Source organism: Streptomyces sp. NPDC039736, from assembly GCF_055596485.1.
In genome coordinates this window covers 290,953-304,738 of record NZ_JBVIUQ010000002.1, presented here as the reverse complement: position 1 = coordinate 304,738, position 13,786 = coordinate 290,953, and the positions used below count along the sequence as shown (strand labels likewise).

The following is a 13,786-nucleotide window of genomic DNA, read 5'->3' as shown; positions in this document are numbered from 1 at the left end:
GCCCCTTCAGTACGCGAGCGAGCGGTCGACGGCGTCGAGCACCCGGTCCAGACCCGGCAGGTACTCCTCCTCCAGGCGCGCCGGCGGATACGGGGCGTGGTATCCGCCGACCCTCAGCACCGGTGCCTCCAGGTGGTAGAAGCAGCGCTCGGTGATGCGGGCGGCGATCTCCGCGCCCGCGCCGTAGAACACCGGTGCCTCGTGCACGACGACCAGGCGGCGGGTCTTCTCGACCGAGGCCTGGATGGCGTCGAAGTCGATCGGGGACATCGAGCGCAGGTCCACGACCTCCACCGACTTGCCCTCCTCGGCGGCGGCGGCCGCCGCCTCGACGCAGACCTTCACCATCGGCCCGTACGCGACCAGCGTGAGGTCCGTGCCCTCGCGGGCGACCTCGGCCCGGTGCAGTGGCGCGGGGACGGCCTCCGTGTCGACCTCGCCCTTGTCCCAGTAACGGCGCTTCGGCTCGAAGAAGATCACCGGGTCGTCGCCCTGGACGGCCTGCTGCATCATCCAGTACGCGTCGGACGCGTTGGAGGGGGAGACCACCTTCAGGCCCGCGACGTGCGCGAACAGGGCCTCGGGCGACTCGCTGTGGTGCTCGACCGCGCCGATGCCGCCGCCGTAGGGGATGCGCACGACGACCGGCAGCTTGATCTTGCCGAGCGAGCGGGCGTGCATCTTCGCGAGCTGCGTGACGATCTGGTCGTACGCCGGGAAGACGAAACCGTCGAACTGGATCTCCACGACGGGCCGGTAGCCGCGCAGGGCGAGGCCGATCGCGGTGCCGACGATGCCCGACTCGGCGAGCGGGGTGTCGATGATCCGGCCCTCGCCGAAGTCCTTGAACAGACCGTCGGTGACCCGGAAGACGCCGCCGAGCTTGCCGACGTCCTCGCCCATGACGAGGACCTTGGGGTCGTTCTCCAGCGCGGTGCGGAGCGACTCGTTGATCGCCTTGGCGATCGGAAGCTTCTTGACTGCCATGGCTTACTTGCCCTCCTCGGCGAACGACGCCTGGTAGGCGGCGAACTGGGCGCGCTCCTCGTCGACGAGCGCGTGCCCGTCCGCGTAGACGTTCTCGAAGATCGCCATGGTGTCGGGGTCGGGCATGGCGCGCACGGCCTCGCGGACCCGCTTGCCGAGGGTCTCGCTCTCGGCCTCCAGCTCCTCGAAGAAGGCGGCGTCGGCGAGGCCCTCCTTCTCCAGGTACGTGCGCACGCGCAGGATCGGGTCCTTCGCCTCCCATGCCTCGCGCTCCTCGTCGGCCCGGTACTTCGTCGGGTCGTCGGAGGTGGTGTGCGCGCCCATGCGGTAGGTGAACGCCTCGACCAGCGTGGGTCCTTCGCCGCGGCGGGCCCGCTCCAGGGCGGACTTCGTGACGGCGAGACAGGCCAGGACGTCGTTGCCGTCGACGCGGACGCCGGGGAAGCCGAAGCCCTGGGCACGCTGGTAGAGCGGCACCCGCATCTGCTTCTCGGTGGGCTCGGAGATCGCCCACTGGTTGTTCTGGCAGAAGAAGACCACCGGGGCGTTGTAGACCGCGGAGAAGGTGAACGACTCGGCCACGTCGCCCTGCGAGGACGCGCCGTCGCCGAAGTACGCGATCACGGCGGAGTCCGCGCCGTCCTTGGCCACGCCCATGGCGTAGCCGGTGGCGTGCAGGGTCTGCGAGCCGATGACGATCGTGTACAGGTGGAAGTTGTTGCTGTTGGGGTCCCAGCCGCCGTGGTTCACGCCGCGGAACATGCCCAGCAGGTTCGTCGGGTCCACCCCTCGGCACCAGGCGACACCGTGCTCGCGGTAGGTCGGGAAGACGTAGTCGTCGTCCCGCAGCGCGCGGCCCGAGCCGATCTGCGCGGCCTCCTGGCCGAGCAGCGAGGCCCACAGGCCCAGCTCGCCTTGGCGCTGGAGCGAAGTCGCCTCGGCGTCGAAGCGGCGGGTGAGGACCATGTCCCGGTACAGCCCGCGCAGCTCGTCGGCCGACAGGTCGATCTCGTAGTCCGGGTGCGTGACCCGCTCGCCCTCGGGCGTCAGCAGCTGGACGAGCTGCGGCTCGCCGGCGGCCGGTGCGGGGGTCGTCTTCTTGGCGCTGGCGCGCTTGGTGCCTGCTCCGCTGCTGCGTCGCGGTTTACGCGCGGCAGTGCTCTCCACGGTCACGTGCGTGCTCCTCCGTCGGTCCGGCCCCCGGGGTCTGCCGGGAAACCAGTGCGGCTCGCCCTGAATCCGTACCCGCGCACGGGGTGGGTGCGGCTCGGCCGGGACAGGGCGTGACAGGTGCCCCGGCGAGCGCCCTGTCAAAAGAACGTTACCCAGTGCTTCGCATAACTGCGAAACCCCATTTGACCTGCGATTTTGCTTGGATTTCCAAGTAAATCGAGGAATGCGGGAACAATCACTGGTCAGAGCCTTGCGGGCCGCCGGAACAGGGGAACGTTATCCCGGTCACCTCGGGCACGGGAAGACTTCGTATGTGAGGATGGCGGCGTGCGCGAATCAGGCAAAATTACTGTTTTCCTTCTTGATGACCACGAAGTCGTCAGGCGGGGCGTCCATGAATTGCTCTCCGTCGAGGACGACATCGAGGTCGTCGGCGAAGCGGGCACAGCGGCAGACGCCCTGGTCAGGATCCCTGCGACCCGTCCCGATGTCGCCGTGCTGGACGTCCGGCTGCCGGACGGGAGCGGAGTGGAGGTCTGCCGCGAAGTTCGTTCGCAGAACGAGGACATCAAATGTCTGATGCTCACCTCGTTCGCCGACGACGAGGCCCTTTTCGACGCGATCATGGCCGGTGCGTCCGGCTATGTCCTCAAGGCCATCCGCGGCAGTGAACTCCTGTCGGCCGTTCGGGACGTGGCCGCCGGAAAGTCCCTCCTCGACCCGGTGGCGACCGCCCGCGTCCTGGAGCGGCTGCGGGCCGGCAACAACGCCAAGGGCGACCAGCGCCTGGCCAACCTCACCGAGCAGGAGCGCAAGATCCTCGACCTGATCGGCGAGGGCCTCACCAACCGCGTGATCGGCGAGCGCCTCCACCTCGCCGAGAAGACGATCAAGAACTACGTCTCCAGTCTGCTCTCCAAGCTGGGCATGGAGCGCCGTTCGCAGGCCGCCGCCTATGTCGCCCGCATGCAGGCCGAAGAGCGCCGCTGACCTGGCGGAAAGCACCACCGGAGACCCCGCTGATCAGGCGCTTTGTGACTTTTCTCGGGACCTAGGTCTCTTTTGGCCGGCCTGCTGCATCGCGCACAGTGAAGCCATGCCCACTTCCGAGCGCTTCCGCGCGATGCAGCTGCTGACCTCCGTTCCGTACGGCCGGGTCGCCACCAGCATGCGTGCGCTGCCGTTCCTCGCCGTCGCCCGGCATGTGGTGACCGACGGCGCGGTCCTGCTGCGGATGCACGCCGGTTACGGCTACCACCAGGCGTGCAACGGCAGCGTCGTGGCGTACGAGACCGACAACTTCAACTCCGGCGAGCAATCGCTGTGGTCCGTGCAGACCACCGGCGAGGCCCGTGTGATCGAGCCGACCGAGGCCGAGCGGGAGCTGTTCGGACCCGGGCCGCAGGAGGTCGAGGGCGAGCCCTTCGACCCCGTCCACATGCGGATCGACCCGCAGTTCTTCCTGGTCCACACCCTGCGCGACGTCCGCGAGCGAAGCCTCCAGCACACAGGGTGAGACCACCTGACCGCCCGTGATCTACCATCTGCCGGGTGCCGCGCTCATCTGTATCCGCAGAACCTGCCGAGTCTGCCGACATCGCCGGACCGGTCGCCGTTTCACGTGAAACATCGGCGCCCGTTCCGCCCCTCGGCGGCCTGCTGCGCCGGTACGCGTTCCTGGGCGAGCCGGTGTCCTGCGAGCCCGTCGCCCAAGGTCTGCTGAACCACGGTTTCCGGCTGACCACCACCCGCGGCGTCTACTTCCTCAAGCACCACCTGGACGGCGACCGCGCCGCCATCGCCCGCCAGCACGGTGCCACCCAGCGCCTGGCCGCCCTCGGCGTCCCCGTCGCTCCGCCCCTCCCGACCACCGAAGGCGACACCGTCGCGGTGGTCGAGGGGCGCTGCTACGCCCTGCACCCCTGGGTCGACGGCAGCCACCGCGACGGCGCCCAGCTCACCGAGGCCGAGTCGCTGCGCCTGGGCGCCCTCCTGGGCGTCGTGCACACCTGCCTGGCCCAGGTCATGGAGTCCGCGGCGGGCCGGGACGGCGAGGAACTGAGCGCCGACCCCCGCGACAGCTTCGAGACCATCGAGGAACTGCTCCTGCTGGCCCGCACGAGTCGCCCCCGGGACGCCTTCGACGGTCTGGCCGAACACCGCCTCCTGGAGCGCCGCACGCTCCTGGAGCGGCACGCCCACCGCCGCCCGCCCGCCGGTGCCGAGCCCACCGCCGGCTGGGTGCACGGCGACTTCCACCCGCTGAACCTGCTCTACCGGGGCGCGGAGCCCGCGGCCATCGTCGACTGGGACCGGCTCGCGGTGCAGCCCCGCGCCGAGGAGGCGGTCCGTGCGGCCGCCATCTTCTTCGTACGGCCCGACGGGGAGCTGGAGCTGACGAAGGCCCGCGCGTACGCACGGGCCTACCGGCGCACCACGGGGGCCGGGGAGGCGGAGCTGGCGGCGGCCGTGCACCGGGTGTGGTGGGAGCGGCTGAACGACTTCTGGATACTGCGCTGGCGCTACCAGTTGCACGACCGAAGGGCCGACCCGCAGTTTCCTGCGGCGTCGGCCCTGGCGGTCTGGTGGACCGAGGAGTACGAAGCCGTGCTGGACGCCTTCGCGGGGTGAGAGCGGGTCCGGTTACGTGGTCTTGCCGGCCGGGTCCGTGCCCTGGACCGCGCCCGCGCCGCCCGGTGCGCCGCCGGGGGTGCCGCCCGGCGTACCGCCGCCGGGAGTGCCGCCGGGGGTGCCGTTGTCGTCTCCGCCCGGCGTACCGCCGTTGGGAGTGCCGCCGTTGGGAGTGCCGCCGTCGTCACCGCCCGGCGTACCGCCGCCCGGCGTACCGCCGTTGGGAGTGCCGCCGTTGGGGGTGCCGCCGTCGTCACCGCCCGGAGTGCCGCCGGGGGTGCCGCCCGCGTCATTGCCCCCGTTGCCGGCCGGGGGCTTCGTCGGGTCCTTCGTCGGCTCCTTCGTCGGATCCTTGGTCTTCGTCTTGGAGGGCTTGTTGACCGGCGGCGGCGGGTTGCCCCCGGTGGTCGAGGTCGAGGAGCTGTTGCTCTGGCTGTTGCCGCCGGAGGAGTCCTCATCCGTGGGCGACTCGTCGTCGGACGGGGTCTGTCCGGGGGTGCTCTTGACGGTCGGGGTGTGGGTCGGCTTCCCACTGGGGTCATCGTTTGTGAACACGCCGTTCGCGGCCGCCACACCGCCCGCGATCGCCAGGAGCGCGATCACCGCGATGATCCAGATCTTGGCGCGGCTGGGACGGTCGTCGTAGTCGGCGTCGTACGCCCCGTCGTGCGGGTTCTGCGGCGGCAGCATCGCGCCGCCCGGCCGGAACTGCGAGGTGTCTCCGTGCGCCGGGTGTCCCATGGCGGCCGTCGCCGCGACGCCGTGCGCCGGGGTGTAGCCCGACTCGTGCATCTCGACGGGGCCGGTGTTCCAGGTGCCCGTGTGGCTGCCCTGCTGCTGGAGCATCTGGAGGCCGTACTGGACGAGACCGCGCATCTCCTCGGCGCTCTGGAACCGGTCGTCCGGGTCCTTCGCGAGGGCGCGCATGGCCAGGCCGTCGAGTTCCGGCGGCGCCACGTCCGACATCTCGGACGGCGGCACCGGCAGGTCCTGGACGTGCTGGTAGACCACCGACAGCGGCGTCTCGCCCATGAAGGGGGGCCGCAGGGCGAGGAGCTCGTACAGCAGGCAGCCGGTGGCGTACAGGTCGCTGCGGTGGTCGACGGCCTTGCCGAGCGCCTGCTCCGGGGAGAGGTACTGCGGGGTGCCCATGACCATGCCGGTCTGCGTCATCGTCGACTGCACCCCGTGCAGGGCGCGCGCGATGCCGAAGTCCATCACCTTGACCGCGCCGCCGTGCGTGATGATCACGTTCGCGGGCTTGATGTCGCGGTGCACGATGCCGTGCTGGTGGCTGTACGCGAGGGCCTCCAGCACGCCGGAGACGATGATCAGCGCCTGCTCGGGGCCCGGGGCCTCGGCGTTGAGCAGCAGGTCGCGGATGGTGTTGCCCTCGACGAGCTCCATCACGATGTACGGGACGAGGTTGCCGTTGATGCGGTCCTCGCCGGAGTCGTACACGGCCACCACGGCGTGGTGGTTGAGGCCGGCGACCGACTGCGCCTCACGCGTGAAGCGCGCCTTGGCGACGGGGTCCTCCGCCAGGTCGGAGCGCAGCAGCTTCACCGCGACCGTGCGGCCCAGCCGTACGTCCTCCGCGGCGAAGACCTCGGCCATGCCGCCGCGGCCGAGACGATGGGTCAGCCGGTAGCGACCATCGCCGACAAGTCCGCCCATACCGAACGATTCCGGCAGGTCAGACACTCCACCGCCGGTGTCCTCGGGTTCGGGTGCCATCAGTCCTCGCCGTCATCATCTGTCCGCGCCCGCGGGGCCGTACGGTCCGAAAACCGACGGTTCGTAAGCCCGCGTCGCGGTGGTTCACAGGGTTCTCCGCCACGTCACGCTACAGCCTCATGCGTGGCCCCTCTGCTATCAGATGGACCTGCCATCAAAACCGTTGCGCCTGTACCCGTGCAAATTACCCACCCTTCGGGGTCGCGCGGATAACGCTTCCGAGACTCTTCTTCTCCCGTACGGTCACGGAACGGGCACCTCGCTTGACGTGTCAGTGCCCTCGGGCAGACTTGGCCCGTAATGAGGGATGATCGCGGATTCTCTCCGCATTGTCTCCGCACCAGCGAGCGCCGGTCCGACGCGGGTCCACCGCGGCCGAGGGGGAAGCACAGTCATGAGCCAGGACGGCACGCAGGGCCGGTACGCGGGTGGCTCCGTGGCAGGTGGCCGGTACCAGCTTCGGGACCTGCTCGGCGAGGGGGGCATGGCCTCCGTCTACCTGGCTTACGACGCCGCCCTGGACCGCCAGGTGGCGATCAAGACATTGCATACGGAACTGGGCCGCGAAGCCGCCTTCCGCGAGCGGTTCCGGCGCGAGGCCCAGGCTGTGGCCAAGCTCTCGCACACCAACATCGTCTCGGTCTTCGACACCGGCGAGGACGAGCTGGGCGGCTCCAGGATGCCGTACATCGTCATGGAGTACGTCGAGGGACAGCCGCTCGGCTCGGCCCTCGACCGCGACATCCAGCAGTACGGCGCGATGCCCGCCGACAAGGCCCTGAAGATCACGGCCGACGTCCTCGCGGCGCTGGAGACCAGCCACGAGATGGGTCTGGTCCACCGCGACATCAAGCCCGGCAACGTCATGATCACCAAGCGTGGCGTCGTGAAGGTGATGGACTTCGGCATCGCCCGCGCCATGCAGTCCGGCGTCACGTCCATGACCCAGACCGGAATGGTCGTCGGCACCCCGCAGTACCTCTCGCCCGAGCAGGCGCTGGGACGCGGCGTGGACGCCCGCTCCGACCTGTACTCGGTCGGCATCATGCTGTTCCAGCTGCTCACCGGCCGGATCCCGTTCGACGCCGACTCGGCGCTGGCGATCGCCTACGCGCACGTCCAGGAGGAGCCGGGCGCCCCGTCCGCCATCAACCGGACGCTGCCGCCGGCCGTCGACGCGCTCGTCGCCCGGGCCCTGAGGAAGAACCCGAACGAGCGCTTCCCGAGCGCCGCCGCCATGGCCGACGAGTGCCACCGCGTGCTCGCGTCCCTGCAGCCGGGCGCGGCTCCCTCGATCGTCCCGGGCAGCGGTCCCGCGCAGGGCGCGGGCTCGGGCGTCGGCTCCGCGGTGTTCCCGCCGGTCGGGCAGACGGGGCAGGCGGCTCCGCAGAGCGGGGTGCAGACGCCGTACCAGCCGCCGACGCCGGGCCCCTACGGTCCCGCGACGCCGGTGCCGGTGCAGACCCCGGCTCCGCAGGCCGGGTACGGATATCCGCAGCAGCCCGGCGGGTACGCGACGCCCGCGCCGTACACGCAGAACCCGACGTCGCCCTCGATGCCGGGGGGAGCGCCGGGGAGCGCGCCGGGCAAGAAGAAGAACATCCCGATGACGATCGGCGCAGTGGTGGTCGTACTGGCCGTGATCGGCGGCGTGGTCTTCGCGCTGCTGCCGAAGGACGACCCCGAGGACAAGCCGACCGAGAAGACGTCACAGGCGGGCTTCAAGGGACCGGACCGATCGAAGACGATCAAGGTCACCGAGTGCAGCGAGGCGAAGGAGGACAACCTCGACCCCGCCAAGGTCGTCATGCCCAACTTCGTCTACAAGAACGTCCGCTCGGCCAAGGAGTGCGCGCAAGCCGCGGGCTGGACGATCCGGGAGAAGCCGATCGACGAGAACCAGTGGGGCGAGGAGACGGTCATCGACCAGTTCCCGCTCGCGGGCTCCGCGATCGACCCCAAGGCCACCAACATCGAGCTCACCGTCTCCACCGGCAACCCCGCCCAGTAGCGGCCGCGGCCTGGCGGGCGACGGTCCGCGCCTCCTCACTGCCGCCGCAGACGCACCCCCAGGAACCCCAGCCCCAGGCCCACCAGCACGATCCCCACCCCCAGGGGCACCGCCCGGTACCGCTCCGTCGCTCCGGCCCTGGCCTGTGCATACGCCTGTGACTCCGCTGCCGGGGGCCGCGTCCCCGGTGGCCTTGACGGCCTGCGCGGGGCCGTCTCCCGCTCCCCGGCCGGCACCCGTACCGCCACCGGCCGCACCACCTCCGGTTCCGCCCTGCGCCCGGGCCTGACCCGTCCCTCCGCAGCCTTCCTCCCGGCGAGCCGCGCCTCAGGGGCCGTCACGGCCATCGACGCCGGGGGCGAGGGGGACCCGGACGGCTCCGCGGACACGGACGGCTCCGCGAACGCGGATGCCGAGACGACGGCCGGCTCCGCAGGCGCAGAGGCAGACGCCGAGGACACGGGTGCGGGCGCGACGGACTCGCGCGAGGACGCGGGCGCGGATGCAGACGCGGACGCGGACGGCGGGGCCTCCTGCGCCCGTCCCGTCTCCGCGCCCCCCAGCAGCAATCCCGCCGCCACCCACGCCACGACCTGCCCACGGACCCCTGGAGCCATCGGGTGACCGCCTCCCGTCCGGTACCGCCGAACCGTCCGACCCAGCGTCACACAACGCAATCAAACGGGCACACGGAGCGGGCCATTCGGAGCGCACCCCCGACGGAGGCCGCTTGCCACGGCGGGCATACTCGGTATACATACTCAGTATGTCCATCCGCCACGGGCTCCTCGCCCTCCTCGAACAGGGCCCCCGCTACGGCTCCCAGCTACGCACCGAATTCGAGTCCCGCACCGGCGCCACCTGGCCCCTGAACGTCGGACAGGTCTACACGACGCTCAGCCGCCTGGAGCGCGACGGCATGGTCGCGCCCGACGGCGACGACGACGCGGGACACCCGCTGTACGCGATCACCGACGCCGGACGCGAGGAACTGCGCCAGTGGTTCGAGCGCCCCGTCGACCGCACCAGCCCGCCCCGCGACGAACTGGCCATCAAGCTGGCGATGGCCGTCGGCACACCCGGTGTCGACATCCAGGCCGTCATCCAGGCGCAGCGGCACGCCACCCTGAAGGCGATGCAGGACTACACCCGGCTCAAGGCGCAGGCCCTGGTCGCCGTCGAGTCCGGCAGCGGGGACCTCCAGGACGACCCCGGGGGCCGCGACGACGTGGCCTGGCTGCTCGTACTGGAGCAGCTGATCTTCCAGACCGAGGCCGAGGCCCGCTGGCTCGACCACTCCGAGTCCCGGCTCGTCCGGCTCTCCGCCACGGCCAAGCGGGGAGCCACCCCGCCACCGGCCGAACCCGCACCGCGCCCGGCCAGGAGCGGGGCCGCCCGCGCGTCCCGGCGCTGATCCACCACCGCGCCGGACATCACCGCGCCGGACCACCGCTGCTCGCGTACGAGCGCCCGCGACCATCACTTCCGTACGACCGCCGAACGGCGCCCCGTGCCGCGCGGCCCTGCCAGGGGGGACCCCTCACTCATGCCCGACCAGTCCCAGCAGCCCGTGCTGCAACTGGAGCAGCTGACCCGTGTACACGGCAGCGGCGCCACCGAGGTGCACGCCCTGCGCGGCGTCAACCTCTCCGTCTTCCCCGGCGAACTCGTCGCCGTGATGGGCCCCTCCGGGTCCGGCAAGTCCACCCTGCTCACCATCGCGGGCGGCCTCGACACCCCCAGCTCGGGCAAGGTCGTCGTCGAAGGCACCGACATCACGCAGGTCAGCCGCAAGGAGCTGGCCGCGCTGCGCCGGCGCAGCATCGGTTACGTCTTCCAGGACTACAACCTCATCCCGGCCCTGACCGCCGCCGAGAACGTCTCGCTGCCCCGCGAGCTCGACGGCATATCCGCCCGCAAGGCCCGCGTCTCCGCGCTCGCCGCGCTGGAGGAGATGGGCCTGTCGCACCTCGCCGACCGCTTCCCGGACGAGATGTCCGGCGGCCAGCAGCAGCGCGTGGCCATCGCCCGCGCCCTCGTCGGCGACCGCCGCCTGGTCCTCGCCGACGAGCCGACCGGCGCCCTCGACTCCGAGACCGGTGAGTCCGTCCTCGCCCTGCTGCGCACCCGCTGCGACGCGGGCGCCGCCGGCGTCCTGGTCACCCATGAGCCGCGGTTCGCCGCCTGGGCGGACCGGGTGGTCTTCCTGCGCGACGGCTCGGTCGTCGACGAGACGGTACGGACGGACGCCGATTCCCTCCTCGCCGCCACCACCACGGGCGGTCAGGCGGGCACCAAGTGAAGGGCTGGTACCACTCCTGGCTCGCGGCGATCCGCATCGCCCGCCGTGACGCCTGGCGCTCCAAGGGCCGCAGCATCCTCGTCCTCGCGATGATCGCCGTACCGATCCTCGGCGTCAGCGCCATCGACGTGACGCTGCGCAGTGCCGAACTGACCCCCGACCAGAAGCTGACCCGTGAGATGGGTGCGGCCGACGCCCTCCTGACCGACGCGGGCTGGGGCGGCCTGCCGATCCACCAGCCGCCGGACCCCCGCTTCACGGGCACCGAGCCGGTCGGCGGCTTCAAGCAATACGAGAACAAGCCGATGCCCGAGGGCAAGGCGGACGTCACCAAGGCGATCCCTGCGGGCGCGAAGGTGCTCGTCGACACCCGGGCGGTCGCCCGGCTGCGCACCACGCACGGCCTGCTCTCCACCGAGGTCCGCGAGATCAAGGCCGCGGACCCGATGGCCGCCGGTTCCCTCACGCTGACCGGCGGACGCCACCCCGAGAAGGCGGGCGAGGTGATCGCCACCGACGCCTTCCTCAAGGACAGCGGCCTGTCCGTGGGCTCCACACTGACCGCCCGCTCGCTCGACACGAAGTTCACCGTCGTCGGCTCCTACGAGCTGCCCGAGTCCCTGAACCTCACCCAGGTCATCGCCCCGCCGGGCACCCTCATCGCCCCGCTCAACGAGGCGCTGAAGGCGCAGGGCCTGCCGGACGCCGGAGGCAGCACGGCCTACCGCGTCTCCGTCGGCGGCGAAGGTTTCACGTGGAACATGGTCAAGGAGGCCAACGCCAAGGGCGTCCAGGTGGAATCGCGGGCGGTCATCCTCTCCCCGCCGCCGGTCTCCGACGTCCCCTACTTCAAGAACCACAGCAGCGAGGCCCGGGAGTACGGCAGCAACCGTGAGCTGCTGACCATCGCCGCGACGATCGTGGGCATGGCCCTGCTGGAGGTCTGCCTGCTGGCCGGCCCCGCGTTCGCGGTCGGCGCCCGGCGCTCGCGCCGCCAGCTCGGTCTGGTCGGGGCCAACGGCGGCGACCGCCGCCACATCCGGGCCATCGTCCTGTCCGGCGGCCTCGTGATCGGCCTCGTGGCAGCCGTCGTCGGCACGGTCCTGGGCCTGCTGCTCACGCTCGCCCTGCGACCGGTCCTCGAAGGGCTCATGGGCCAGCGGTTCGGCGCGTTCACCGTGCGCCCCCTGGAACTGCTGGGGATCGCCGCCGTCGCCGTCCTCACCGGCCTGCTGGCCGCGATCGTTCCCGCGATCAACGCCTCCCGGCAGACGCCGCTGGCCTCGCTCACCGGGCGGCGCGGCGTGCGCCGCGCCAACCGGGTGCTGCCGATGCTGGGGCTGGCCGCCGTCGCCGCCGGTGTCGCGGTCGCTCTGTACGGGGCGACCAGCAGCGACAACGTTCTCCTGGTCGCGGGCGGCAGCGGCATCGCCGAGCTGGGCGTCGTCGCCCTCACGCCGGTGCTGGTCGGCCTCTTCGGACGGCTCGGCCGCTGGCTGCCGCTGTCGCCCCGGCTCGCCCTGCGCGACGCGATCCGCAACCGGGGCCGTACGGCTCCCGCCGTCGCGGCGGTGCTGGCGGCGGTCGCGGGCTCGGTCGCCGTGGCCACGTACGCCGAGAGCCACGATGCCAAGCAGCGCGCGGAGTACCGGGCGATGCTCCCGTACGGCAGCGGCATGGCGGTCACCGACGAGGCGGGCGGGCGCGACGTGCCCGCCGTCCGCCAGGCGGTCCAGGCCAACATCCCGCTCGACGCCCTCGCGGACGTCCAGCGCATCGTGGTCGGCAGCAAGAACTGCACCGCGTACAGCGACGACGCGAAGTGCGGCAACTACGACGTCTTCATCCCGAAGGCCAACCGCTGCCCGCTGCACGACCCCGCCAAGAACATCGACGACTTCAGCATCGCCGAGCGGCGCGCGTTCTCCAAGGACGAGCGCTGCCGGGTCACCGAGGGCGGCGGCGCACCCCAGCAGGGCGGCGTCCTCGTCGGTGACGAGAAGGTGCTCACCGCGCTCGCCGTCACCGACCCTGCCCTCGTGAACGCCCTCCGGCAGGGCAAGGCCGTCTCCTTCGCCCCGACGACCTTCGTGGACGGCAAGACCGGCATCAAGCTGGTCACCGACCGCAAGAAGGCCGACGAGGCGATGGCCGCGCAGAAGGAGCCCCCGGGCGAGGTCCGCCAGCTCCCCTCGGTCCTGGCGCCGAAGTCCGTGAACGGCTACGGGCTCCAGCTCCTGGTCCCGCCCTCGCTCGCGAAGTCCGCGGGGTTCACCACCGTCCCCTACGGCGTGCTCTTCTCGACGTCCGCGCTGCCCAGCTCCGAGCAGACGCAGGCCCTGAACGGGGCGATCGACAAGATCGGTCTGGACGAGGGCGTGACCATCGAGGCCGGTTACGTCAGCGAGAACGGCATCGTGCTGCTGGCCCTGACGGTGTTCGCCGGTCTGATCACCATCGGCGCGGCCGGCATCGCCACCGGGCTCGCGCAGGCCGACGCCGAGGCCGACCTGAAGACCCTCGCCGCGGTCGGCGCACCGCCCCGCGTGCGGCGCGCGCTCAGCGGCTTCCAGTGCGGGACGGTCTCCTTCATGGGGGTGGTCCTGGGATCGGCCGCAGGCCTGCTGCCCGCCATCGCGCTGGTGCTCTCCGACCGCCGCAAGGACGCGTCCCTGGCCCAGGAGAGCCTGAACATGGGCTGGGGCAGCGGCATGGCGCGGGTGGACATGCCGATCGTCATCCCGTGGGAGACCCTCGGCGGGCTCATCGTCGTGGTCCCGATCGGCGCGGCCCTGCTCGCCGCGCTGGTCACCCGCTCCCGGGGTGCGCTCGCCCGACGCGAGGCGGGCTGACCGGGAATCCGCTCCAAGCTGTGCCCCCGTACGAAGGTGGATCACCTTTGTGCGGGGGCACAACCACTCTTGACGCACGTGTACGAGAGAATG

At 71.3% G+C, this 13,786-nt stretch carries 10 protein-coding genes; 7 read left to right on the top strand and 3 right to left on the bottom strand.

Going from position 1 to position 13,786, the window contains the following annotated elements:
* Window positions 1–6: 6 nt before the first annotated feature.
* Window positions 7–987, bottom strand: coding sequence for an alpha-ketoacid dehydrogenase subunit beta (locus ACZ56L_RS06305; protein WP_345221045.1), 981 nt, complete (start codon window positions 985–987; stop codon window positions 7–9).
* Window positions 988–990: 3 nt separating this feature from the next.
* Window positions 991–2,160 carry a pyruvate dehydrogenase (acetyl-transferring) E1 component subunit alpha gene (gene pdhA / locus ACZ56L_RS06300; protein ID WP_345221043.1) on the bottom strand — a complete coding sequence of 390 codons (1,170 nt, stop codon included), beginning with the start codon at window positions 2,158–2,160 and terminating at the stop codon, window positions 991–993.
* A gap of 327 nt (window positions 2,161–2,487) precedes the next feature.
* Here pdhA and ACZ56L_RS06295 point away from each other — a divergent pair, with 327 nt between their 5' ends.
* The 3 genes from ACZ56L_RS06295 to ACZ56L_RS06285 all read left to right on the top strand — a co-directional run bounded on the left by ACZ56L_RS06295 (window position 2,488) and on the right by ACZ56L_RS06285 (window position 4,791).
* A complete protein-coding gene (locus tag ACZ56L_RS06295; RefSeq protein ID WP_345221041.1) occupies window positions 2,488–3,150 on the top strand; it encodes a response regulator transcription factor in 663 nt (220 codons plus the stop codon).
* A 106-nt stretch (window positions 3,151–3,256) separates the two neighbouring features.
* The gene (locus tag ACZ56L_RS06290; RefSeq protein ID WP_468688273.1) at window positions 3,257–3,676 is read left to right on the top strand and encodes a pyridoxamine 5'-phosphate oxidase family protein; all 420 of its coding nucleotides are present in this window, start codon (window positions 3,257–3,259) and stop codon (window positions 3,674–3,676) included.
* A gap of 35 nt (window positions 3,677–3,711) precedes the next feature.
* Complete coding sequence (locus tag ACZ56L_RS06285; RefSeq protein ID WP_468688275.1) at window positions 3,712–4,791, top strand: phosphotransferase; 1,080 nt, start codon at window positions 3,712–3,714, stop codon at window positions 4,789–4,791.
* Between the two features lie 12 nt (window positions 4,792–4,803).
* Here the strand turns inward: ACZ56L_RS06285 and ACZ56L_RS06280 are convergent, their stop codons facing one another.
* A complete protein-coding gene (locus ACZ56L_RS06280) occupies window positions 4,804–6,528 on the bottom strand; it encodes a protein kinase domain-containing protein (RefSeq protein WP_471062145.1) in 1,725 nt (574 codons plus the stop codon).
* Window positions 6,529–6,922: 394 nt separating this feature from the next.
* On the opposite strand from ACZ56L_RS06280, the gene ACZ56L_RS06275 reads away from it, so the two are divergent.
* The 4 genes from ACZ56L_RS06275 to ACZ56L_RS06260 all read left to right on the top strand — a co-directional run bounded on the left by ACZ56L_RS06275 (window position 6,923) and on the right by ACZ56L_RS06260 (window position 13,693).
* Complete coding sequence (locus ACZ56L_RS06275) at window positions 6,923–8,539, top strand: protein kinase domain-containing protein (RefSeq protein ID WP_471062142.1); 1,617 nt, start codon at window positions 6,923–6,925, stop codon at window positions 8,537–8,539.
* A gap of 766 nt (window positions 8,540–9,305) precedes the next feature.
* A complete protein-coding gene (locus ACZ56L_RS06270; RefSeq protein ID WP_345221034.1) occupies window positions 9,306–9,953 on the top strand; it encodes a PadR family transcriptional regulator in 648 nt (215 codons plus the stop codon).
* Window positions 9,954–10,085: 132 nt separating this feature from the next.
* Window positions 10,086–10,841, top strand: coding sequence for an ABC transporter ATP-binding protein (locus tag ACZ56L_RS06265; protein ID WP_345221032.1), 756 nt, complete (start codon window positions 10,086–10,088; stop codon window positions 10,839–10,841).
* Window positions 10,838–13,693, top strand: a complete 2,856-nt coding sequence (locus ACZ56L_RS06260; protein ID WP_468688283.1) for an FtsX-like permease family protein — start codon at window positions 10,838–10,840, stop codon at window positions 13,691–13,693. Before ACZ56L_RS06265 ends, ACZ56L_RS06260 begins: the two co-directional genes overlap by 4 nt.
* The last annotated feature ends 93 nt before the right edge of the window (window positions 13,694–13,786 follow it).